General features: G+C 73.2%; 19 protein-coding genes. 10 read left to right on the forward strand and 9 right to left on the reverse strand.

Going from position 1 to position 22,064, the window contains the following annotated elements; genetic code table 11:
- Positions 1-133: 133 nt before the first annotated feature.
- Positions 134-1,216 carry a WD40/YVTN/BNR-like repeat-containing protein gene (locus IE124_RS19390; protein ID WP_189509071.1) on the forward strand — a complete coding sequence of 361 codons (1,083 nt, stop codon included), beginning with the start codon at positions 134-136 and terminating at the stop codon, positions 1,214-1,216.
- A 49-nt stretch (positions 1,217-1,265) separates the two neighbouring features.
- Here the strand turns inward: IE124_RS19390 and IE124_RS19395 are convergent, their stop codons facing one another.
- Positions 1,266-1,943 carry a uracil-DNA glycosylase gene (locus tag IE124_RS19395; RefSeq protein ID WP_189509072.1) on the reverse strand — a complete coding sequence of 226 codons (678 nt, stop codon included), beginning with the start codon at positions 1,941-1,943 and terminating at the stop codon, positions 1,266-1,268.
- 159 nt (positions 1,944-2,102) lie between these two features.
- Between IE124_RS19395 and IE124_RS19400 the strand changes: the two genes are divergently transcribed.
- Both IE124_RS19400 and IE124_RS19405 read left to right on the forward strand, forming a co-directional pair.
- The gene (locus IE124_RS19400) at positions 2,103-3,125 is read left to right on the forward strand and encodes an N-acetylglucosamine kinase (protein ID WP_370468783.1); all 1,023 of its coding nucleotides are present in this window, start codon (positions 2,103-2,105) and stop codon (positions 3,123-3,125) included.
- Between the two features lie 146 nt (positions 3,126-3,271).
- A complete protein-coding gene (locus IE124_RS19405) occupies positions 3,272-4,195 on the forward strand; it encodes a sirohydrochlorin chelatase (RefSeq protein WP_189509073.1) in 924 nt (307 codons plus the stop codon).
- A 145-nt stretch (positions 4,196-4,340) separates the two neighbouring features.
- On the opposite strand, the gene IE124_RS19410 is transcribed toward IE124_RS19405, so the two are convergent.
- The 5 genes from IE124_RS19410 to IE124_RS19430 all read right to left on the reverse strand — a co-directional run bounded on the left by IE124_RS19410 (position 4,341) and on the right by IE124_RS19430 (position 10,660).
- Complete coding sequence (locus IE124_RS19410; protein ID WP_189509074.1) at positions 4,341-5,396, reverse strand: lactonase family protein; 1,056 nt, start codon at positions 5,394-5,396, stop codon at positions 4,341-4,343.
- A 227-nt stretch (positions 5,397-5,623) separates the two neighbouring features.
- A complete protein-coding gene (locus tag IE124_RS19415; protein ID WP_189509201.1) occupies positions 5,624-7,114 on the reverse strand; it encodes an FUSC family protein in 1,491 nt (496 codons plus the stop codon).
- 406 nt (positions 7,115-7,520) lie between these two features.
- Positions 7,521-8,441, reverse strand: coding sequence for an alpha/beta fold hydrolase (locus tag IE124_RS19420; RefSeq protein ID WP_189509075.1), 921 nt, complete (start codon positions 8,439-8,441; stop codon positions 7,521-7,523).
- 310 nt (positions 8,442-8,751) lie between these two features.
- A complete protein-coding gene (locus IE124_RS19425) occupies positions 8,752-9,336 on the reverse strand; it encodes a fasciclin domain-containing protein (protein ID WP_189509076.1) in 585 nt (194 codons plus the stop codon).
- A 169-nt stretch (positions 9,337-9,505) separates the two neighbouring features.
- On the reverse strand, positions 9,506-10,660 hold the full coding sequence (locus IE124_RS19430) for an agmatine deiminase family protein (protein WP_189509077.1): 1,155 nt from the start codon (positions 10,658-10,660) through the stop codon (positions 9,506-9,508).
- A 204-nt stretch (positions 10,661-10,864) separates the two neighbouring features.
- Between IE124_RS19430 and IE124_RS19435 the strand changes: the two genes are divergently transcribed.
- Positions 10,865-12,037, forward strand: coding sequence for a Rieske 2Fe-2S domain-containing protein (locus IE124_RS19435; RefSeq protein ID WP_189509078.1), 1,173 nt, complete (start codon positions 10,865-10,867; stop codon positions 12,035-12,037).
- A gap of 160 nt (positions 12,038-12,197) precedes the next feature.
- Here IE124_RS19435 and IE124_RS19440 read toward each other — a convergent pair whose 3' ends face one another.
- Both IE124_RS19440 and IE124_RS19445 read right to left on the reverse strand, forming a co-directional pair.
- Positions 12,198-12,860, reverse strand: coding sequence for a ThuA domain-containing protein (locus IE124_RS19440; protein ID WP_189509079.1), 663 nt, complete (start codon positions 12,858-12,860; stop codon positions 12,198-12,200).
- 122 nt (positions 12,861-12,982) lie between these two features.
- Complete coding sequence (locus IE124_RS19445) at positions 12,983-13,606, reverse strand: TetR/AcrR family transcriptional regulator (RefSeq protein ID WP_229832597.1); 624 nt, start codon at positions 13,604-13,606, stop codon at positions 12,983-12,985.
- 119 nt (positions 13,607-13,725) lie between these two features.
- Here IE124_RS19445 and IE124_RS19450 point away from each other — a divergent pair, with 119 nt between their 5' ends.
- The 4 genes from IE124_RS19450 (at position 13,726) to IE124_RS19465 (ending at position 18,931) form a co-directional block, all read left to right on the forward strand.
- Entirely contained in the window at positions 13,726-15,243 is a 1,518-nt protein-coding gene (locus IE124_RS19450; protein WP_189509080.1) for an APC family permease, read from the forward strand.
- A gap of 7 nt (positions 15,244-15,250) precedes the next feature.
- Positions 15,251-16,132 (forward strand): carbon-nitrogen hydrolase family protein, encoded by an 882-nt coding sequence (locus IE124_RS19455; protein ID WP_189509081.1) that lies wholly within the window; start codon positions 15,251-15,253, stop codon positions 16,130-16,132.
- 98 nt (positions 16,133-16,230) lie between these two features.
- Positions 16,231-16,875 (forward strand): TetR/AcrR family transcriptional regulator, encoded by a 645-nt coding sequence (locus tag IE124_RS19460; RefSeq protein ID WP_189509082.1) that lies wholly within the window; start codon positions 16,231-16,233, stop codon positions 16,873-16,875.
- Between the two features lie 61 nt (positions 16,876-16,936).
- Positions 16,937-18,931, forward strand: coding sequence for an alkyl/aryl-sulfatase (locus tag IE124_RS19465; RefSeq protein ID WP_189509083.1), 1,995 nt, complete (start codon positions 16,937-16,939; stop codon positions 18,929-18,931).
- 59 nt (positions 18,932-18,990) lie between these two features.
- Here IE124_RS19465 and IE124_RS19470 read toward each other — a convergent pair whose 3' ends face one another.
- Positions 18,991-19,638: a hypothetical protein gene (locus tag IE124_RS19470; RefSeq protein WP_189509084.1), complete on the reverse strand. Its 648-nt coding sequence runs from the start codon at positions 19,636-19,638 to the stop codon at positions 18,991-18,993.
- Between the two features lie 181 nt (positions 19,639-19,819).
- Here IE124_RS19470 and IE124_RS19475 point away from each other — a divergent pair, with 181 nt between their 5' ends.
- The gene (locus IE124_RS19475; protein ID WP_189509085.1) at positions 19,820-20,779 is read left to right on the forward strand and encodes a serine/threonine dehydratase; all 960 of its coding nucleotides are present in this window, start codon (positions 19,820-19,822) and stop codon (positions 20,777-20,779) included.
- A gap of 89 nt (positions 20,780-20,868) precedes the next feature.
- The gene (locus IE124_RS19480; protein ID WP_189509203.1) at positions 20,869-21,951 is read left to right on the forward strand and encodes a magnesium and cobalt transport protein CorA; all 1,083 of its coding nucleotides are present in this window, start codon (positions 20,869-20,871) and stop codon (positions 21,949-21,951) included.
- Positions 21,952-22,064 lie beyond the last annotated feature (113 nt).

Raw genomic sequence — 22,064 nt, forward strand, 5'->3', positions numbered from 1 at the left:
GTGGTCCCGGGCCGGATCCAGGGTGATCCCGGTCCCGTGTCCGGGGGCCTCAGGTGTGTCCGGGGGCCGTTGTCAGTGGGCGGGTGCAGACTGGCCCGTATCCGCGACAACGGCGTCCTGGAGGTACCGAGCCATGCCTGACGTACTCCTCACAGTAGGCACCCGCAAGGGGCTCTTCATCGGCCATCGGCACGACGGCCGATGGGAGTTCGACGATCCGGCCTTCCCCGCACAGGCCGTCTACTCGGTCGCGATCGACACCCGGCGGCCGGTCCCGCGGCTCCTCGTGGGCGGGGACAGCGCCCACTGGGGACCGTCCGTCTTCCACTCCGACGACCTCGGCAAGAGCTGGACCGAGCCCGCGCGGCCCGCGGTGAAGTTCCCCGAGGACACGGGGGCCTCACTGGAGCGCGTCTGGCAGCTGCACCCGGCGCCCGGGCACTCCCCCGACGTCGTGTACGCGGGGACGGAACCGGCGGCGCTGTTCCGCTCGGCGGACGGCGGGGAGTCCTTCGAACTCGTCCGCCCGCTCTGGGAGCACCCCACCCGCGACAAGTGGGTGCCCGGCGGAGGCGGCGAGGCCGTCCACACCGTCGTGACCGACCCCCTCGACCCCGACGCGCTCACCGTCGCCGTGTCGACCGCCGGGGTGTTCCGCTCCCGGGACGGCGGGGCCGCGTGGGCTCCGTCCAACCAAGGGGTGTCCGCGGTCTTCCTGCCCGACCCGAACCCCGAGTTCGGTCAGTGCGTCCACAAGATCGCCCAGGACGCGGCCGACAAGGACCGGCTGTATCTCCAGAACCACTGGGGCGTCTTCCGCAGCGACGACGGCGGCGGCAGCTGGTCCGACATCGGCGCCGGGCTCCCCTCCGACTTCGGCTTCGCCATCGCCGCCCACCCGCACCGCCCGGACACCGCCTACGTCTTCCCGATCACCGCGGACTCCGACCGCGTCCCGGCGGGCCGCCGCTGCCGCGTCTTCCGGACGAACGACGCCGGAGCCAGCTGGGAGCCGCTGAGCCGGGGCCTGCCCGAGGGCGACCACTACGGCACGGTGCTGCGCGACGCGCTCTGCACGGACGACGCGGACCCCGCGGGCGTCTACTTCGGCAACCGCAACGGCGAGTTGTACGCGAGCGACGACGACGGCGAGAGCTGGAGACTCCTGGCGGAGCACCTGCCGGACGTCCTGTGCGTGCGGGCCGCGGTGATCTGAAGGCGGCCCGCACAGGACGGTGGCCGGGCGCCCGCCCGTCGGGCAGGGATCAGGGCAGGCTCCAGTCCACGGGCTGGGCGCCCTGGTCCAGCAGGAGTTCGTTGGCGCGGCTGAAGGGGCGGGAGCCGAAGAAGCCCCGGTCCGCCGACATCGGGGACGGGTGCGCCGACTCGATCGCCGGGAGGTTCCCGAGGAGCGGCCGGGCGTTCCGGGCGTCCCGTCCCCACAGGATGGACACCAGGGGCTTGCCCCGGGCGGCGAGGGCGCGGATGGCCTGCTCGGTCACGTCCTCCCAGCCCTTGCCGCGGTGGGCGGCCGGCTTGCGCGGAGCCGTGGTCAGGGCCCTGTTGAGGAGCAGGACGCCCTGACGGGTCCACGGGGTCAGATCGCCGTTCGACGGCCGGGGCAGCCCGAGGTCGGTGTGCAGCTCGCGGTAGATGTTCTCCAGGCTGCCCGGCAGCGAGCGGACCTCCGGCGCGACCGCGAAGCTGAGCCCGATCGCCATCCCCGGTGTCGGGTAGGGGTCCTGACCCACGATCAGGACCCGCACGTCGTCGAAGGGCTGCTGGAAGGCCCGCAGGACGTTCGGCCCGGACGGCAGGTACGTCCGGCCGGCGGCGATCTCCGCGCGCAGGAAGTCGCCCATCTCCGCCACACGTCCCGCGACGGGGCTCAGAGCCTCCGCCCAGCCGGGCTCCACCAGTTCGTTCAAGGGTCGCGCTGTCACGGTCCGTCACTCTACCGGCCTACAGTGACAACGCGGTCCGCCCACATCACCACGCCCGGGACGCCCGGGACGCCCGGGACGCCCGGGACGCCCGGGACGCACCCTAGACTCCCGTCACCCGCCCGCCCCTTGTCCCTCCCCCCGCCAGGACGGTGCCCTGTGAGTTCCGTGGATTCCGTGATCGAAGCCGCCGAGGGGCTCGTCGTCGGCGTGGACTCCGGTGGGTCAGGACTGCGGATCGCGCTGGCCGAGGCCGCGGACGGCGCGGTCCTCGACACCCTCGCCTCGCGGGAGCCGGTCCGGACCGGGCCGGGCGGCATCTCGGCGGCCCACTTCCTGGAGCAGGTCCTCCCCGCCGTCCACGAGCTGCGCGAGCGCGCCGCGAGCGGGGCGGCCGCCGGCCGGCCGGTCCTCGCGGTGGCCGTGGGAGCCGCCGGGATGGCGACGCTCGGGCACGAACTGCGGGCCGAACTGCCGGACGCCTTCGCCGAGGCGTGGGGTGTACGGCGGCTCGCGCTCGCGGCCGACGCCGTCACCGCGTACGCCGGGGCGCTCGGGCAGCGGCCGGGCGCGGTCGTCGCGGGCGGCACGGGGATGATCGCGCTCGGTACGGATCTGGCGTCCTGGCGCCGGGCCGACGGCTGGGGGCACCTCCTCGGCGACTGCGGCAGCGGCGCCTGGATCGGTCGTGCGGGCCTGGAGGCGGCGATGCGCGCCCACGACGGGCGGCGCGGCGGTTCGGCGGCGCTCCTCACCCGGGCCGAGAAGCTGTTCGGCCCGGCCTCGGGCCTGCCGGGCGTGCTCTACCCCCGTACGGACCGGCCCGCCGTGCTCGCCTCGTTCGCCCCGGAGGTGGGGGCCTGCGCCGCCGCCGGCGACCCGGTCGCGGCGGACGTGCTCGGCCGCGCCGCGGGGCACGTGGCGGACGCCGCCGAGGCCGTGTGCCCGGCCGCCCCGGGGGCCCTGGTCGCCCTGACGGGCGGCCTCTTCAGAATGGGCGACCCCCTCCTCGCACCCCTGCGGGCGGCGCTCGCGGAGCGGATGCCGCAGGCCCGGACGGTCCCACCCGCGGGTGATCCGCTGGCGGGGGCGGTCGCTCTCGCCTCGGCGCTCGCCTCCGGCACGCTGCTCCTGCCGGAGGACCCGTCGCTGCTGCGCCTGTTCGGCGGCGCGACGGCGTAGGCCGTGGCATCCGCCCAGGTCGGGAGCGGTGCGGAGGGTCGGACGGGGCCGCGAGCGGGCACGGATACTGGACATAGGGGGACAGACGACGCGTGATCGCACCTCACCGAACAGCGTGGCCGACGAAACCAGTAGCATGCGGCGCCATGAGCTCCCCCACTGGGCCTGCTTCCGGCCTGCCTGTACGAATGCCTCGACCCCGCCAGTCCGGGCGGCACCGTCGCCCCGAACCCGCGGCGGCGCCCGAGGGCGCTCCCGCGCTGGTTCTCGCCGTTCCCGGTGTGCCGTCGGCCGCCATACGCTCGCTCGCCGAAGAGGTCGTGAGCATCGCCCGCTCGGAGCTGCCCGGCCTGGAGGCCGTGATCGGCTTCCTGGACGGCGACGACATCGAGTACCCCGCGCTCGCGACCGTGCTGACCGCCGCCGAGGCGCTCCGCACCCAGCGGTACGAGCTGGCCGTGGCCGCCGGCCGTGAGGTCGCCGCCCCGACCGGCCCCGCCGCGGTCGTGGTCCCGCTGCTCGCGGGCCCGGACAGCGCCCTGATGCGCCAGGTGCGCCAGGCCGTCATGGACAGCGGCAACACCGCCGAGCTGACCGAGGTCCTCGGCCCGCACCCGCTGCTGGCCGAGGCGCTGCACGTGCGCCTGTCGGAGGCGGGGCTCGCCCGCGCCGACCGCGCCCGGCTGTTCACGGTGGCGACGGCCGCCGACGGCATCATCCTGGCCACGGTCGGTGGCGAGGAGGCCGTACAGGCCGCCGGGATCACCGGCATGCTGCTCGCCGCCCGCCTCGCGGTGCCGGTGATGGCCGCCGCGCTCGACCAGGAGGGTTCGATCACCTCCATCGCCGAGCAGCTGCGCGCCTCGGGCTCCGCCCAGCTGGCGCTCGCGCCGTACCTGATCGGCCCGGAGCTGGCCGAGGGCCTGCTCGACGAGGCCTCGAAGGAGGCCGGTTGCGCCGCCGCCGAGCCGCTGGGGGCCTACCCGGCGATCGGCAAGCTGGTGCTCTCGCAGTACACCTCCGCGCTGGGCATCCCGCCGCAGCAGCCGCAGGGCGCTCCCTCGCTCTGAGGCGCGACACGAGGGAAGGGGCCCGCACCGGCAAGATCCGGTACGGGCCCTTTCTCACGCCTGGCTCGGGCGCGCTGCGACCCGGCGCGCGTGTAGCTCTGCTCGCGTGTTGCTCTGCTCGCGTGCGACTCGCCTTGCGTGCGGCTCAGCCGAAGACGACGCAGGAGGCCGCCGGGACCTCGATCGCGCCCGCCCGGGCCGGCAGGCCGGTCTCCGGGTCGAGGTCGAACCAGGTGACGTCGCCGGAGCGCTCGTTGGCCGCGTACAGCCGCCGTCCGGAAGGGTCGAGGGTCAGATCGCGCGGCCAGGTGCCTCCGCAGGGCACGGTGGCGACCAGGTCGGCCTTCGCGCCGTCCGGGTCGAGGGCCAGGACGGCGAGGGTGTCGTCGCCGCGGACGGCGACCCACAGGAAGCGGCCGTCGGGGGACGTGACGACCTCGGAGGGGTAGCTGGGGCCGGCAGTGCCCCCGGGGACGACGGGGGTCTCACCGAGTGGTTCGAGGACGCCCGCCGCCGCGTCCCAGCGGCAGAGGGTGAGGGTGGGCTCCAGCTCGTTCAGGACGTAGGCGTGGGTGCCCGCCGGGTGGAAGGCGAGGTGGCGCGGGCCGGTGCCGGGCCGCAGTGCGGTCTCGCCGTGGAGGGTGAGCGCTCCGGTCCCGGGATCGAGGGCGCAGATCCGTACGGAGTCGGTTCCGAGGTCCACACTGACGACCCAGCGGCCCGAGGGGTCGGGGAGCACCTGGTGGGCGTGGGGGCCGCTCTGTCGCCCGGGGACGGTGCCGCGGCCCTCGTGCCGCAGGACGGCCGTGGCGGGCCGGGGCGTGCCGTCCGCGGCCAGCGGCAGGACCGAGACGCTGCCGGAGGTGTAGTTGGCCGTGACGAGGTGACCGGCGGCGAGGGCGAGGTGGGTGGGGCCCGCGCCGTCGACGGGCACGGGGTCGCCGAGCGTCCGCGGCGCGGGGCCGGTGACGTCGAAGGCGGCGACGGCGCCGGGCTCGGTCTCGGAGACCGCGTGAAGCACGGAACCGGCGAGGGCGAGGAAGGAGGGGTCGGCGACGGCGTCGCTGGCACCGGTGACGGTCAGCGCGCCCGTCTCCGCGTCGACGTCGGCGGCGACGACACCGCGACCGCCCGCCGAGGTGAACGACCCGATGTACGCGCGCGGCGCGCTCCGGCCGTGTGCCGCCCGTGTGTCGCCCATGACGCCTCCCCAGTCGCGGGGCCGGTCACGGACGACCGGCCTTCGTCCGGCCGACGGTAGCAGGCGGTCTAGACCAACGACGCCGGTTGCGGCCCGCGCAGACGGGGTCGCGTCGGGCAGGGCCGGGCCGGGCGGACTCCGATCGCGTCGGCCGCCCGGATCCAAGCGGCAGCGGGAACCGCTCCGCTCGGCCCCGCCACCCAGGCCCTCCCGTCACACAGACCCTCTCAGGAACGCACCACCCACGGGCCGGGCGGAGTCCGCAGCGGAACGTCCAGCTCGGTGAGTACACGAGCGAGCCCCCTCGCATGGGCGAGAGCCGGCGCACCCGCGTGGGCATCACTCTCGGTCCGGGCGTGCCCGTCCGGCTCCACCGCGCCTTCGCGAGAGGTGAGGGCCTCCACGGCGGCTTCGACCCGCCAGCAGGCGGCAGCCAGGCGAGCGTCGTGGCCGGCGTCCGGGTCGGCGGCGACGGCGACCAGTCCGCGTACCTCTCGGGCCGCTTCGTCGAGGAGCACGAGGACTCGGCGCGCCCGCTGCTTCCGCCCCCTGAAGGGGGTCAGAGGATGCACCAGCGGAGCCAGCGAGAGCCGTACGCGCCCGAGGAGCGCCTCCAGCTCGGCAGCGTGCGGCGCCGGGTCGGCGGCCTCCTCGCCTGCAAGGCGACGGACGGATGCCGAGGTGGCGGAGCGGACGCACAGGAGCGCTCGCTGGATCCACGCGTCGTTCGTCGTGTGCGTCCGGACGGGAAGGACAAGCGTCACGGCAAGTCCGGCGCAGGCGGCCCCGACGCCGGTCTCGGCGACGCGCAGGAGGAGCAGGGACCCGTCCAGGACGCCCAGGAGCCCGTAGAGCAGGCTGGCCATCACGGTGACCGCCAGGATCATCCAGCTGTACGAGACGGCCGCGGTGTAGAAGATCCCGAACACGCACACGGCGACCAGCAGCGCCGTGACGACGGGCGCGCCTCCCAGCGGGATGGCGACGAGGAATCCGGCGGCGATGCCGGTGACGGTCCCGAGGACGCGGCGGAAGCCCCGGACGAGCGTCTCGCCGCGGGAGGCCGTGTTGACGAAGATCCACCAGACGGTGCCGACGGCCCAGTACCAGCGCTCCTCCGAGAGGAACTGTCCGATGACGAGGGCCGCCCCCGAGGCGACGGCGACCTGGACGGCCTGACGGGTGGTGGCCCGGCCGAGTCCCGCCCCCGGCAGAGGGGCGGGCGCCGTCGGCGGCGGAACGCGCCGCTCGATGGGCCACAGCGCGAAGCGCACGATCGCGGCGGCGCCCAACGCGACGCCGGTCGCCGCGTACAGCTCGGGGAGCTGGGCAGGAAGCGCGTGGAGGAACTGGGTCACGAAGAACTGCATGAAGGCGAAGATGCCCAGGGCGTGGCCACGCGGTCCCCAGCGGCGCGCGTACACACCGGCGAAGATCACGAGCAGCCAGGCCGTGTCGCGCGCGAGCGGCACGTCGTGCAGCAGGGTCGCGAGGGCGAGGACGGGGAAACCGACCGTCGGCAGCAGAGCGGTGGTGACGGCCTGACGGCGCACCGTGGAGTCACCCACCGTGAAGAGGGCGAGCAGCGCGGCGAGACCGGCGGTGATGGACGCGACGAGGGACAGGCCGAGCAGCTCGGCCAGGGCGACCGCGAACGCGACGCCGAGGACGGCGCGGAGCGAGACCCTGAGCCGGACGCGCCCCGGATCCGGGGCCATGAAGTACTTCTGCAGCTTCTGCACGGCGGCCAATCCCGCCCCCCTTGTTCCTGTTCCTCGCCGCACATGAGGCTCCCCTGGGGTGGTGGGGGCTCGGACACGACGAAGGCACCGCGGGCCGGTCCGGCCTCGTCGCCGGACGGCGCTGCGCGGCGCCGAAAATATGTGATGGCTACAAGGATAGACCGAAGGGGGTACAGCGGCTCAACCGACGAGCGAAGGGCTGGGCCATTGGCCCAGCCATGCGGCGGTACGAGTGACCGGACGGAGCCATTGGCTCACGCGACCGGAGGCGGAGCCCGAACGGGTCCTTCGCGTTTCGGCCCGCCGCGCAGTCGCAGGGCGTCAGGCCCGACCGAGGGCCCGACGCCCAGATCGCCGCGTTACGTCTCCCGGAACCGGCGGCTCAGACGGGCTGCCGTCCCGACATCAGGCCGACGGCCCGCGGTGCCGGGAAGGGGATCGAAGGGAGCCGCTCGACCCTCGTGCAGTAGGGCAGGCCGCTCAGTGGCTCGTCGGCCAGGAAGCGGGTCACCAGATCGGTGATCTCCGTCGGCCGTTCGAGGAAGAGCATGTGGTCGCTCTCCGCGACTTCCGCGAACCAGCCCGTGCCGCACGCCAGCGCCATGCGACGGCACTGCGCCGGGGTGGTGAAGGAGTCGTGCTCCCCCGTCACGGTCAGGGTCGGGGCCGGCACCGGCACGCTGGTGTCGAGCTCCGCGTGCTGGAGGAGACGCTGCGTGTTGGTGCTCACCTGAACCACCTCGGCCTCGGAGAGGGAGGCCAGGCGCCGCAGGAGGAAGCGGCGGACGCGCGCGCCGTTGGTGATCCCGTCGAGGCGCCCGGCGTTCATCATGATGTCGACCGCTGCGCGGGCGTACTCGTCCATCCTGCCGGCGTCCAGAAAGGTCAGCGCCCGGTGCATGGCCTGCCGGGAATGCTCGGGGATGGCAGCCATCGTGCCGACCAGGACCATGCGCCTCACACGGGCGGGGTGGCGCTGGGCGATGCGGTACGCGATGGCGCTTCCGTAGGAGCCGCCCACCACGTCGACCTGGTCCAGACCGCTCTCGTCGAGCATGTGGCAGACGGCGTCCGCCAGTACGTCCACGCTCCGCCCCGGGGGCAGGGGGTCGGCGGCGCCCCAGCCGGGCGGGTCGACGGTGAAGACGTCCATGTTCGCCAGGAAGAGCTTCTCGCAGCGCCCCCAGGTCTCCTTGCTCTGGAAGGCGCCCCCGATGAGCAGCAGCGGGCCCATCCTCGGGGCGGCCGCCCGGACCAGACGCGACTCGCAGCGCAATCCGTCCCAGCGGTGGCGGCGTACCACTTCCGGCCGCTGTAAGGGCTGTGACCCGACGATGGAAGGCGGCGACGAGAGAGGCATGTGCGGGGGTCCTTTCCGGTGGGCGAAGGAACCGTGCGAAAGCGGGGCGATGAGCGATGTCTCCGCCCGGACCCGGCCGCTCAGCCGCCCGAGGCTTCCCGTTGGCACCTTTTGTCCTGCTCTCAGGGCTCAACGAGTGTCGGCGTCCAAGGGCACGCCGCACCTCGCCGGCCCCTCGAACGCCGACGGGAGCCGTCCGGCCCACGTGGTTGCGCGTGGCCGTACGGCTCCCGGGCTCCCCGGCTCCTTGTCGTCACTTCGGCATCAGGACGGTGTCGACGATGTGGACGGTGGCGTTGGAGGTCTGGACATCGCCACAGACGATCTTGGCGGTGTCGTTGACGACGAATGCGTCTCCGGATCCGTCGGTCGTGACCGTGCCGCCCTGGAGCGTCTCGAACGAGCCGCCGGCGAGATCCGCCTTGTCGACCTCCTCCCCCACCACGTGGTAGGTGAGGATCTTGGTGAGGGCGGCCTTGTCGGCGAGGACCTTGTCCAGGTCGGCCTTCGGGATCTTCGCGAAGGCGGCGTTCGTCGGGGCGAACACGGTGATGTCCTCGGCGTTGTTCAAGGTGTCGACCAGGCCGGCCTTCTGGACCGCCGTGACGAGCGTGGACAGCTCCGGGTTGTTCGACGCGGCGGTCGCCACCGGGTCGTCAGCCATGCCGTCGATGCTGCCCTCGCCCTCGGCGGGCACCGCGGCACACCCCGGGCCGAACGGCCCGTCCGTTTGGGCGGCGAACGCCTGCGGAGCGAGTACGCCCAGCGAGACCGGGAGCGCGACGGCGGCGGCAGCGGCAGCGGCCGCGATGCGGCGCATGAGATGCGAGGTGTTCATGATGCTTCCTCCTCCTGGGTCCGGACCCGGGGCGGGCTCGGCCATGGTTTGGGACGAATTCCTCACGGGGTATTCGGCGCGGCACCCCTCTCCGGATGAGGCGGAGGCAAAACGAGGAACGGCGGGCCCCGAGGGGTGGCGACCTGCCGGGGCATCCGGCGCCTTCCGGTCAGACGGCCGGGGGAACGACCGGCTGCGACTGGGTGGCGCAGTGGATGCCGCCACCGCCGCTCGCGATGGTGTCGATGTTCAGCTGGATGACGTTCCGGCCGGGGTAGGCGGCCTGCAGGATTGCGTAGGCCGTGCCGTCGGCGACGGTGTCGCCGAACTGGGGCACGAGAACGGCGCCGTTGACCGTGTAGTAGTTGGTGTAGCTGGACAGGAAGCTGCTGTCGGGGCCGACGCGGACGCGCATCCGGTCGCGGTCCGGTCCGGGGAGTTCGGTGAGGGTCAGCGAACGGCCCTGGGCGTCGGTCGCGCTCTGCAGGATCTTCTTGGTCTCGTCGTAGACGGCGACCCATTTGGCGGCCGTGCGGGGTCCGGGCTGGTCGAGGATGACGTGTCCGGGTGCGACGAAGCGGGCCAGGCAGTCGATGTGGCAGTCGGTGATGTCCTGGCCTGCGAGTCCGGGCACCCAGATCACCTTGTCGACGCCGAGCGCCGACTTCATCGCCTGCTCGACCTGGTCCTGGGTCATGCCCGGGTTGCGGTTGCCGTTGACCAGGGAGCTGACGGTGGCGAGCAGGGTTCCCTGGCCGTCGGCCTCCAGCGAGCCGCCCTCCCCGACGAATCCCGCCTGCACGCGCTGGACGCCGTACTGGCCGAGCAGGGTCGCGGCCGCGACCGCGTCGTTGGCATGGGTCTGCTTGTTGCCCCAGCCGTTGAAGTTGGTGTCCACACCCGCGAGGGCGCCGGGGGCGACGACGAAGGTCGGGCCGAAGTCCCGTATCCACAGGTCGTCGTTGGGGATCTCCACGACGTCGATGCCGTAGTAGGCACCGCTCCCGCACTCGTAGCGGGCGTCGGCGGCCTGGCCGGGGCGGGCCAGCATCACCACCGGCTCGTAGCGCGATATCGCGTGGGCGACGTTGGCGATGTCCCGGCGTACCGCACCGAGGGAGCTCGGCCAGACCGCGGACAGGGCGGGCCAGGCCATGAAGGTGCGTACATGGCGGTCGGTCTCGGCGGGCATCCGCAACGTGGCGCCCGTGGGGCCGGTGGCGGCGCGGGCTGCCGTGGGCAGTACCGGTCCGAGGGCCGCGAGCGGCAGTGCTGCCGCACCGAGCCGGAGCAGTCGGCGCCGAGACGTCACGGGCGTGTCCATGGGGCTCCTACCTGGGGAGGGGGCTGGTGGTTCACGCATGCTGTCGCAGACTGAAAATTCAGTCAATGATCACTTCAGGACCATGCGGAGTGAGGCGCGGAGGCCGGTCGCCGTGGACGGCGAATCGCGCGCCCGAGTGGTCCGTGTTCCGCTTGTCCCGGTATGACCTTTAGGGCGGACAGCCCTGTGCGAGAGGAAGAGCGGATGACCGAGGAGGCGAAAGCCACCCGTGAGCGCAACGGGTACGCACCGGGCACCGACGGCAAGCGCGAGGTTGATCTGCGGCGCGTCGGAATCGATCCGGACTTCTGGTATCCGGTCGCCCGGTCGGCGCACCTGCGCAGGAACAAGGTCCGCGCGGCTTCCTTCGCGGGGCAGCGCATCGCGCTCTACCGGAGCGCCGGCGGCACCGCGTACGCCCTGGAGGACCGCTGCGCCCACCGGCAGGTGCCGCTGAGCCTGGGGGTGGTGGACGGCGAGTCGCTCCGCTGCTGCTACCACGCGTGGGCCTACCGCGGGAACGGGCGCATCTCGCAGATCCCCTACCTCCCCAAGGGGGCCGAACGGCCGCCGCGAGGGGTGCGCTCCTATCCCGTCCGCGAGCGCTACGGCCTGGTCTTCGTCTTCCCCGGCGACCCCGCCAGAGCGGAGGACGCGCCCTTGCCCGTGCTCCCCGAAGCGGACTCGGCCCGGCACCGGACCATGATGTTCTCGCGCACCGTGCGCTGCCACTACTCGTTCCTGCACGAGAACCTGCTCGACATGAACCACCAGTTCCTGCACCGGGGCGTCCTGGGCCGGATCCAGCCGAAGCTGCTGGGTTACGACGCGGGTCCGCGCTCGGTGGAGGCCAGGTACCTCTTCGTCCCCTCCGGCGGCAGGAAGGACCGGGGCGCGGGGCTGCTCTCCGCCGAGGGCGTGGGCGGCGCCTCGACGCCCGACGTCGTCACCATCCGCACCGAGTACCCGTACCAGACCCTGCAGACGGTGCCCGAGTCGTCCGACGCGGCGGCCTTCTCCCTGTGGGCCGCCTATGTGCCGGAGGACGTCGAGCAGCGCGTCAGCCGCGTCTTCGGACTGCTCATGATCGCGAAGCCGCCGGTCCCCGGCGCCCTCCACCTGGCCTGGCCGCTGATCCGGCGCTTCACCGAGCGCGTCTTCGCCCAGGACAGGATGGCGGTCGAGGCCGAGCAGAGGGCCTGGGACGAACAGGGGGCGGACTGGAACCAGGAGGTCTTCCCGCTGATCCTCGACGTACGGAAGGTGCTGCGCGCGAACGGCACCTCCCTCCGGCCCTCACCCGCGTCCGACGACTGCCCGGACGCGGACGCGTGCCAGGCATCGCCGGCCAGACGGGAATTTGACGACACGCCTTAGGGGGTGTCTTGTCGATCAGGCCGGATCAAGGAGCGGTGTCCGGTGCGGTGCATCGCAAGGCGCCGGAGCGACTTGATAGCGGAGCTATTCAGGCGTTTCGGCAACGCGGCGAGGTGCCGTGCCGGACGCCGCGAGCCCGGCATGATCGACAAGACACCCCCTAGCCGCGCGTGGCCCAGCGGAGGGCTCCTGCGAGGTGGGTTCGGAAGGCGGGGGAAGCGTACGACTCCGACGTGTGCCCCAGGGCCGTGAAGAAGAATCTGCCCCCGGTCTTGTCGTGGCACCAGGAGAGCGGATGGTCCGCGCCGTGCGTGCCGCCGGTGTACGTGGACTCGTCGGCGCGCAGCAGGACATGGACGCCCGCGTCGCGCGGGGGCGACGTGAAGTCGTACCACTCGTCGGTCCAGGGCCACCTCTCCGGCAGGTGCGCGGTCGCCGGGTGCGTGGTGTCCTCCACCTGGACCCGGCCGGGCTGCAGGGGAGGATGGCCCGCGAAGCGGGTGCCGAGCAGTTCGCCGTAGAACGGCCAGTCCGGCTCGGCGTTGGCGGCGGCATGGACGGCGAGGAGGGCGCCGCCCCGCCGTACGTACGCCTCCAGGGCCGTCCGGCCCGGCGCGGTGAGGACCGTCCCGGTGGTGGACAGGAGGACCACCGCGGCGCACCGTCCGAGCAGCTCGTCCGTGAAGGCCTCGGGGTCGTCCGTCGCCTCCGCCTCGAAGCCGCTCTCCCGGGCCAGCTCGACGAGGGCGTGCGCACCCGCGGGGATCGAGTCGTGGCGATAGCCGGCGGTCCGGGTGTACACGAGGACGTCTGCGGGCGGCACGAGGCTCCTTCATGCGGAAAGCGCTTTCTGCCCGACATTAACGACCGGCTCGCGCCGCCGCAAGACGCCGACCTGCCGGTCGCCACGTTTCGCCTGCGAGTGCGCCTCGACGCCTGTCCACCTCAGGCGTGACCGGTCAGGTCGTGACCGGTCAGGTCGTGACCCGTGACCGCCCGGGCGTAGGCGTGCAGGGCCGCGATCACTTCGGTACGGGAGCGGCGGCCGGCGAGGACCTCCATCTGGTAGCCGTCCTCCATGGCGACGAAGCTGGCGGCGAGCAGCCGGGGCGGGTCCTGCAGCGTGAAGTGCCCCTGCGCCTGTCCCAGGACGAGGATGCCCGAGTACACGGCGATCTGACGTTCCGTCAGTGCGCTGTCGAGGGCCGCGGCCTTGGCGTCACGCAGGCAGCGGGGCCAGTACTCGAAGAGGAGCCGGGTCAGCGTGTCGTCCGGCCCGCCGGCGACCCCCTTGTCGATGCAGGCTTCGAGTTGCCGGCGCGCGTCGGTGAACCGGTTCGCGGCCTGTTCGCGCTCCTGGCTGTAGCGCTCGATGGCCTGCTGGTAGGTCGCGTGGACCAGCGCGTCCAGGTCGCCGTAGTAGAGCACCGCGGCGGGGGTGACCCCCGCCTCCTCCGCGACGTCGCGCAGACGCAGGCCCTCCAGCCCGCGCGCGACCAGGGCGCGCTCCACCGCCTTGCCGAGCTCGGCCCGGCGGGCCTCCTTGTTGCTGCCCTTCCTCACGGCCACGCCGTTCCCCTCACCGTTCCACTACGACTGAATTTAACGATAGCCCTCCAACCCTTGACCTGCCAGCAACCCAGGTCTTAAATCTGCGTTTAACAAACCTGTGGCCCTACGGAGGCACCATGCCCGACCCGAACGACGCCAAGGCAAGAACCGGGCCCGCACTCCCACCCGCACCCGCGCCCGCCCCGGACAAGGGGCTACACAGGGGCTCGGTGGGCCTGCTCGCCTCCGTCACCCTCGGACTGTCCTGCGTCGCCCCGGCCTACAGCATCGCCGTCACCCTCGGCTTCGTGACCCTGACCGTGGGGGACCACGCGCCCGCCGCGCTGCTCCTGGGCTTCGTCCCGATCCTGCTCACCGCGTTCGCCTTCCGTGAGCTGAACCGCGAGATGCCGGACTGCGGCACCACCTTCGTGTGGACCACGCGAGCCTTCGGGCCGCTGACCGGCTGGCTCACCGGCGGCTGGGTCGTGCAGGTCGCCACGTTCATCGCGATGACGGCCCTCTCCCAGGTGGGCGCCACCTATCTGCTCCAGCTGCTCGGCCTGCGCTCCCTCGCCGACAGCAGCCTCGCCGTGACGGTCACCGCGGTGGCTCTGCTCGCGACGGTCACGTCGATCGCCTATCGCGGCCTGCACCTCTCGGCATCCGTCCAGTACGTCCTGCTCGGACTGCAGTTGGCCGCCCTGCTCGGCTTCGGCGTGGCCGCCCTGGCCCGCCACGGCGCCGGCGCCCCGTCCCTGGGCTGGCTCAACCCCTTCGCCGTCTCCGGATTCGGCCCCTTCGCCGAAGCGGTGATGCTGTGCCTGTTCATCTACTGGGGCTGGGACGCGCTGATCACCGCGAACGAGGAGACGCGCGACGGAGAGCGCGTCGCCGGTCAGGCCGCCGTCATCTCCACCCTCGTCCTGTTGGGGACGTACCTGTTCACCGCCTTCGCGGCCATCGGCTTCGCCGGTACCGGCACCGGCGGCACCGGGCTCGGCAATCCCGACAACGCCGCCGACGTCCTCTCGACGCTCGCCCCGCCGGTCCTGGGCACCACACTCGCCAAGGTGATGCAGCTGGCCGTCTGTGTCTCGGCCGTCTCCGCCCTGCTCACCAGCCTCGTCGGCTCCTCCCGCGGCACCCTGTCCATGGCGGCCCACGGCGCCCTGCCGTCCGCCTTCGCCCGCGTCCACCCCCGGCACCGCACCCCCGGTTTCGGAACCGTGTTCGCCGGCGCGACGACCGCCTGCCTCCTCGTCCTGCTCACGCTCGTCTCCACCGACTTCCTCGGCGACGCGATCCTGTGCATCGGGCTGCTCATCGCCTGCTACTACGGCACCACCGCACTCGCCTGCGTCTGGTACTTCCGGGGACGGTTGCGGAACTCTCCGCGCGACCTGCTGCTGCGCGGAGTCCTGCCCCTGCTCGGCGGGGTGATGATGCTCGCCGCCTTCGCCCGCAGCGCCCACGACATGTACGACCCGGCCTACGGCAGCACCTCCTTCCACGGCGTCGGCGGGGTCTTCCTCCTCGGCGCCGGCTCCCTCGCCGCCGGAGCCCTGGCGCTGGCCGCCGCCCGCTCCCGCTTCCACCGCTTCTTCCGCAACGGCCGCACCGCCGTGGCCGAACTCACCGTCATCGAGGACTGAGACACCCATGCGCACGCTCGCCATCGCCGCCGTCCAGACCACCCCCGTCCCCCACGACCTCGAAGCGACCTGGCAGCGCTTCGCGGACCAGGTCCGCACCACGTGCGCCCTGTTCCCCCATGTGCAGCTCGTCGTCGTGCCCGAGCTGCTGCTCGCCGCGGAAGGCCCTCTGCTGCGGCCGGCGGCCGACGACTGGACGGAACGCGCCGCCGTCACGATCCCGGGCCCGCTCACCGACCGGCTCCGCGCCCTCGCCGTGGAGACCGGCCTGTGGCTGGTCCCGGGAAGCGTGTACGAACGCGCCGAGGACGGGCGCGTCCACAACACCGCCCTCGCCATCTCCCCGGAGGGCGAGATCGCCGCCCGCTACCGCAAGGTCTTCCCCTGGCAGCCGTACGAGAAGACCACCCCCGGCCACGAGTTCACCGTCTTCGACATCCCCGGCGCCGGCCGGGTGGGCCTGGCCATCTGCTACGACGGCTCCTTCCCCGAAACGGTCCGTCAACTCGCCTGGCTGGGAGCGGAGATCGTCATCCAGCCCACCCTCACCCCCACCCGCGACCGGGAGATGGAACTGGTCTGCGCGCGCGCCAACGCCTGGACGAACCAGGTCTACGTCGTCAACGTCAACGCCGCCGACCCGGCCGGGGTGGGCCAGAGCGCCGTCGTCGACCCCGAGGGGATCGTCCGCCAGCAGGCCGGCCCCGGCGAGGAGATCCTCGTCGACGTCCTCGACCTCGACACCGTCACCCGGGTACGCCGCTACGGCTCCGCCGGCATCAACCGCCCCTGGGCTCAGCTCGCCCGCCACGGAGAGTCGGTGGACCTCCCCATGTACGGCGGCGGGGGATTCCGCATCCCGGACTGGCTCAAGGACGAGACCCCGTGACCCGTCCCTGGACTCTCAGGCACCGGCTCCGGTGAGCGCGAGCCCACGTCCCGATGTCCGGAGGGAGGCAGCCGCCGGGACTCTGCCACGATGAGCCCGTGAGCGACTCAGAGGCGGAGAAGGGCCCCGGACGTGCGGAATCCGGTGCGCGGGGGCGGCGTCGGCGGGATCCGGAGTGGACCTCCTCGGCGCTGCTCGACGCGCTGCTCGGCCTGGTCTCGGAGGAGGGGCGGGAGCCCACCAGGAAGGCCATCGCGGAACGGGCCGGGGTGTCCGAGCGGACGGTGTTCGTGCATTTCGCCGACCGTGAGGCGCTGTACGTGGCGGCTGCCCGGCGGCAGGCCGAGCGGTGGCGGGCCCATGCGGCACCGGTGCCGCCCGCGTGGGACACCGCACGCAAGGTGGAGGCCCTGCTGGCGCAGCGCGGGCGGATGTACGAGGTGATGACGCCGATCCGCAGGATCGGGCTCGGTCTGGAGGCGGACTCGCCGGGGCTGCACGCGGTGATGGCGGAGGGCGACGCCTGGTTCCGGGCGGACCTCGCCGCGGTGTTCGCTCCGGAGCTGGGGCGGGCGCCGGACGCCGCGGAGCCCGGCGGGCTGCTCGACGCGCTGGAGGCCGCCTCGTCCTGGGCGGCCTGGGACCACCTGCGGTCCCGGCGGGGCCTCGACGAGGCGGCGGCCGCGGTGGCGGTCGGCCGCACCCTGCGGGCGCTCCTGGAGGTCGTGCCGCGTACCCCTTGACTCGTATTGCAGTCAGACTGCAATAGTGGGCGTCCTCCCCCGAGAAGGGCGTCACACAGCCATGACTCCGATGAACCGGCGCGGCTTCGTCGCGGCCGCCGCCGCGATGGGCGCCGCCGCCGCCTCCGTGTCCCTGAACCCGCAGACGGCCCAGGCGCTCGCGGCGAACCGGTCCCGTGAGACGCCGACCCCCACGCGGACCGACGGACTCCCCTACGACGACCAGGCCGACTTCGCCGACGCGGACCGCGGCTTCATCGCCGCGTTCACGGGCGGGCCGATCACCAACGCCGCCGGCAGGACCGTCTGGGACCCCTCCGCCTACGGCTTCCTCACCGGAGCAGCGGACGGCGATGACGGCCGCCATGGTCACGTCGGCCGTGACGGCCACACGGGGCCCGACACCGTCGACCCCAGTCTGTGGCGGCAGGCGCGGCTCCTCTCACGCCAGGGCCTGTACCGCGTCACCGACCGGATCTACCAGGTCAGGGGCCTGGACCTGTCCAACATGACGATCGTCGAGGGCGACACCGGCATCATCGTCATCGACCCGCTCATCTCCGCCGAGACCGCCGCCGCGGCCCTGTGGCTCTACCGCACCCACCGCGGCGACCGCGCGGTCCGGGCGATGATCTACACCCATCCGCACGTCGACCACTTCGGCGGCTGCCGGGGCGTGCTGCCGAACGGCGCCGGGGACGTGCCCGTCCTCGCCCCCGAGGGCTTCATGGAGCACGCGGTCAGCGAGAACGTGTACGTCGGCACCGCGATGGCCCGCCGCGCCGCCTACATGTACGGCTCCACCCTTCCCAAGAACGCGAGCGCGCAGGTCGGCTGCGGGCTCGGCCTCACCGTCTCCCTCGGCACCGTAGGACTCATCGCCCCCACGCAGCTCATCGGCACCACGGGAGAGGAGGTCGTCCTCGACGGGGTGCGGATCCGGTTCCAGATGACCCCGGGCACCGAGTGCCAGGAGGAGATGAACTTCCTCTTCCCCGACCTGCGCGCGGTGTGCATGGCGGAGAACGCCACCCACACCATGCACAACATCGTCACCCTGCGGGGCGCCCAGGTCCGCGACGCCCACGCCTGGGCCGGCTACCTCACCGAGTCGATCGGCCTCTACGACGGCACCGCCGACGTCGCCTTCGCCTCGCACCACTGGCCCACCTGGGGCAACGACGCCATCGTCGACCTCCTGACCCACCAGCGGGACCTGTACGGCTACCTGCACGACCAGACCGTCCGGCTGATCAACCGGGGCATGACCGGCATCGAGATCGCGGAGACCTTCCGGCTCCCGCCCCAGCTCGAAGGCGTCTGGGCCAACCGCGGCTACTACGGTTCGCTGAGCCACAACGTCAAGGCGGTCTACCAGCGGTACATGGGCTGGTTCGACGGCAACCCCGCGCACCTCTGGGAGCACCCGCCCGTCGAGGAGGCCCGTCTCTACGTGGAGTCCCTCGGCGGCCCGGCCGCGGTCCGCGCCCGCGCCCGGCACTACGCCGACCGGGGCGAGCTGCGCTTCGCCGTCACCCTGCTCAACCACGCCGTCTTCAACGACCCCCGGGACAGCCGGGCCCGGCGCCAACTCGCCGCGCTCTACACCCGCCTGGGGCAGGCCGTCGAGAACGCCGTGTGGCGGAACTTCTACCTCACCGGCGCCCAGGAGCTCCTCCACGGCATCACGCCGCACGCGACCGCCGCCCTCGGCCCCGACATGTACCTGGCCCTGACGGTCGGCCAGATCATCGACAGCCTCGCCGTCCGCGTCGACGGGCCGAAGGCCTGGTCGCTGCGGATCGCCGTCGACTGGCGCATCGGCGACGACCACTGGCACCTGCGCCTCGCCAACGGCCTGCTCACCTGGACGAAGGACACCCGCCCCGCCGCCGACGCGGGCCTGACCATGACGATGACCAAGCCCCAGCTCATCGCCCTGCTCGCCGGAAAGGGCACCGACGGCATCACGATGACCGGCGACCGGGCGCTCATGCCCCGACTGCTCGCGGTCCTCGAAGCCCCCGACCAGGAGTTCCCGATCGTGACCCCGTGAGCCCGCGCCCCCGTGAGCCCGTGCCCCCCGTGAGCCGGCCGGGCCGTGAGCCGGCCGGGTCAGCGTCCGTACATGCCGCGGCACAGGCCGGCGGCGCCCATGGGGGCGTCGATCTCCTGGGCCTGTCGGCAGAGGGCGCGCATCTCGGGGGCCTGACCGTTCACCGGCTGCCGCGGACTCGGGGAGGCCGGACGCGCGGTGGACGGACGCGCGGTGGACGGCCTCGGAGAGGACGGACGCGGGGCGGACTGCTGCGGGGGCCGGGACTTCGGGCTCGGGAGGGTCCTTCGGGCGGGCTTCCTCTCGACCGGCCCGGGCGTTCGCCGATCCGTCGTCGTACGGGGGTTCCGCCGCGGTGCGCCAGGGCCGGCGTGCGTCTCCTCGACGGCATGCCCCGGGGTGTGAGGGTGCCGCTGCCCCGCGGGCACGCGTGCGGCAGGAAGGTGCCCGGCCGGTGCGGACGTCGGCGGCGCGGACTTCGCGGGTGCGCGGCCCGGGCGTTCGGAGTCGGTGACGGCGAGGTTCTCCCTCGGCGGTGCCTCGGTGGGTTCCGGCCAGTCCGTGAGGGCGGCGGGCGGGCGTTCGGCGGCGGGGGCGAGCTCGGCGGGACGGGCCGGGGTGGCCGGCGCGGGGGCCACCGGAACGGCCACGCAACCGCTGGTGAGGAGCGCGGCAAGGAGAGCGACCAGCGCTCGGCGGGGGTTCATGGGACTCACGCTGCCCGAGCCGCCCCGCGGCCCGCCCGCCCCACGGACCGTGTCCACCGTGACGAGTGACGTCCGACGCGTCGCGGGTGACGCGTGAGGAGCGGCGGCGGCGTCACGGTAGGTTCGGAGGACGTGCAGCGGGGTCGCCGAGCACCCCGGCCGATCACCCCGGGAGCCCCACGTGCACACCCTCGTCTACGACGACATCACGACCGCCGCCGACCGTGTCGCCGGCCATGTCCGGCCCGTCGCCCTCGCGGCGCCCACGGAGCCCGGCGGAGTGCACCTCGCACTGGAACTGATGCAGCACACCGGCTCGTTCAAGGCGCGCGGCGCGCAGAACTTCCTCCTCGCCCACCGCGAGGCGGGCACCCTGCCCGACGCCGGGGTCACGATCGCCTCCGGCGGGAACGCCGGTCTCGCCTGCGCCTGGGCCGCGGCCCGGCAGGGCGTCCCCGCCACCGTGTTCCTGCCGGCCACCGCGCCCCGCGTGAAGGTGGCCCGCCTCCGCGGGTACGGCGCGGACGTCCGGCTCGTCGGTACGGAGTACGCCGAGGCCCTCGCGGCCTGCGAGGAGTTCGCCCTGGCGACCGGGGCGCTGGCCTCGCACGCGTACGACCATCCCCTGATCGCCGCCGGCGCGGGCACCCTGCTCGACGAGATCCGCCGCCAGGTCCCCGGCCTCGACACCGTCGTCGTCTCGGTCGGCGGCGGCGGTCTCTTCGCCGGGGTCGCCACCGCGGCCCGGCACCACGGCATCCGTACCGTCGCCGTCGAACCCGAGAACTCCCGCGCCCTCGACGCCGCCGTCCGGGCCGGCCGGCCGGTCGACGTCACCGTGGACTCCGTCGCCGCCGACTCCCTCGGCGCCCGCCGCGCCTCCGCCACCGCCGTGCGGGCGGCCCAGCAGGACGGCGTGGACTCCGTGCTCGTGCCCGACGCCGCGATCGTCCGCGCCCGGCAGACCCTGTGGGACGACCGCAGGCTCGCCGTCGAGCACGCCGCCGCCACCGCCCTCGCCGCCGTGGCCCGCCCCGGGGCGGACGTCCCGGACACCGCGTACCGCCCCGCGCCCGGCGAGACGGTCTGCGTGATCCTCTGCGGCGCGAACACCGACCCGACGGACCTCGTCGCCCCGTAAGAGGCCTCCGTCCCGGGCGGGCACTCGCGGACGCGTCGCCGCCGGTGGCACACTGGCGCGTCGATCCGCCGAAGGAGCACGTCGTGTCCATGATCTCGCGCCTGCGCAGGGCCGTCCGTCTGACGTACCGGCGTGCCGTGGACCTCAGTCACCCGGCCCGCTCGCCGCTCGGCAGCGCCGTCGTCAACTGCGTGGTCTACATCGACGGCGTACGGCGGAGCGGGCGCGGGTCGGCCGAGGAGGCCCTGCGGCAGGTCCGCAAGGCCGGGGACGGATTCGTCTGGATCGGTCTGCACGAGCCGGACGAGAAGGAGTTCACGGGTCTCGCCGAGCTCTTCGGACTCCACCCGCTGGCGGTGGAGGACGCGGTCAACGCCCATCAGCGGCCCAAGGTGGAGGAGTACGACGGCGTGCTGTTCGCCGTCTTCAAGACCGTCCGCTACGTCGAGCACGAGGAACTCACCGCCACCAGCGAGGTCGTGGACTCGGGCGAGCTGATGGCCTTCGTCGGGCCGGACTTCGTCATCACCGTCCGGCACGGCGGCCACGGCTCGCTCGGCCCGCTGCGCGAGGCCCTGGAGGACCTGCCCGAGCAGCTGGCCAAGGGGCCCTCCGCCGTGCTGCACGCGATGGCGGACCACGTGGTGGACGACTACCTCGCCGTCGCGGACGCGGTGCAGGACGACCTCGACGCGATCGAGAGCGCGGTCTTCTCCGAGCAGGCGGACCGGCGCGACGCCGGGCGCATCTACCAGCTCAAGCGCGAGCTCCTCGAACTCAAGCGGGCCGTGACGCCGCTGGGCCGGCCGCTCCAGCACCTCGCCACGCACCCGATGCCGCTGGTCGACCCGGACATCCGGGCCTACTTCCGTGACGTGACCGACCACCTCGCCCGGGTCGCGGAGCAGGTCGCCTCCTTCGACGCCCTGCTCGACTCGATCCTCCAGGCCCATCTCGCGCAGGTGACGGTCGCCCAGAACGAGGACATGCGCAAGATCACCGCCTGGGCCGCGATCGTCGCCGTCCCGACCATGGTCTGCGGCGTCTACGGCATGAACTTCGAGCACATGCCCGAGCTGCGCTGGACCTACGGCTACCCGCTGGTCCTCGGCGTCATCGTCGTCTCCTGCTTCGTCATCCACCGGGGCTTCCGGCGCAACGGCTGGCTCTGACCGCCGCGGCGCCGAGACTGCCACCGGGCGCTCCGTTTCGGCGCGTCGTCGCAGGCCACGGCCTGGGTAGAGTCGGGAGCCCGGTGTCCGGACGCCGGGAGCTAAGGAGGCCG

This window comes from Streptomyces narbonensis, from assembly GCF_014649015.1.
Lineage (GTDB): Bacteria > Actinomycetota > Actinomycetes > Streptomycetales > Streptomycetaceae > Streptomyces > Streptomyces narbonensis.

What these genes read in the sequence shown, in the direction of transcription:
- IE124_RS19390 (WP_189509071.1), top strand. Translation starts at nt 134, where the DNA reads ATGCCTGACGTACTCCTCACAGTAGGCACCCGCAAGGGGCTCTTCATC.
- IE124_RS19405 (WP_189509073.1), top strand. Translation starts at nt 3,272, where the DNA reads ATGAGCTCCCCCACTGGGCCTGCTTCCGGCCTGCCTGTACGAATGCCT.
- IE124_RS19410 (WP_189509074.1), bottom strand. Translation starts at nt 5,396, where the DNA reads ATGGGCGACACACGGGCGGCACACGGCCGGAGCGCGCCGCGCGCGTAC.
- IE124_RS19415 (WP_189509201.1), bottom strand. Translation starts at nt 7,114, where the DNA reads ATGGCCCCGGATCCGGGGCGCGTCCGGCTCAGGGTCTCGCTCCGCGCC.
- IE124_RS19425 (WP_189509076.1), bottom strand. Translation starts at nt 9,336, where the DNA reads ATGAACACCTCGCATCTCATGCGCCGCATCGCGGCCGCTGCCGCTGCC.
- IE124_RS19430 (WP_189509077.1), bottom strand. Translation starts at nt 10,660, where the DNA reads ATGGACACGCCCGTGACGTCTCGGCGCCGACTGCTCCGGCTCGGTGCG.
- IE124_RS19435 (WP_189509078.1), top strand. Translation starts at nt 10,865, where the DNA reads ATGACCGAGGAGGCGAAAGCCACCCGTGAGCGCAACGGGTACGCACCG.
- IE124_RS19450 (WP_189509080.1), top strand. Translation starts at nt 13,726, where the DNA reads ATGCCCGACCCGAACGACGCCAAGGCAAGAACCGGGCCCGCACTCCCA.
- IE124_RS19455 (WP_189509081.1), top strand. Translation starts at nt 15,251, where the DNA reads ATGCGCACGCTCGCCATCGCCGCCGTCCAGACCACCCCCGTCCCCCAC.
- IE124_RS19465 (WP_189509083.1), top strand. Translation starts at nt 16,937, where the DNA reads ATGACTCCGATGAACCGGCGCGGCTTCGTCGCGGCCGCCGCCGCGATG.
- IE124_RS19470 (WP_189509084.1), bottom strand. Translation starts at nt 19,638, where the DNA reads ATGAACCCCCGCCGAGCGCTGGTCGCTCTCCTTGCCGCGCTCCTCACC.
- IE124_RS19480 (WP_189509203.1), top strand. Translation starts at nt 20,869, where the DNA reads ATGATCTCGCGCCTGCGCAGGGCCGTCCGTCTGACGTACCGGCGTGCC.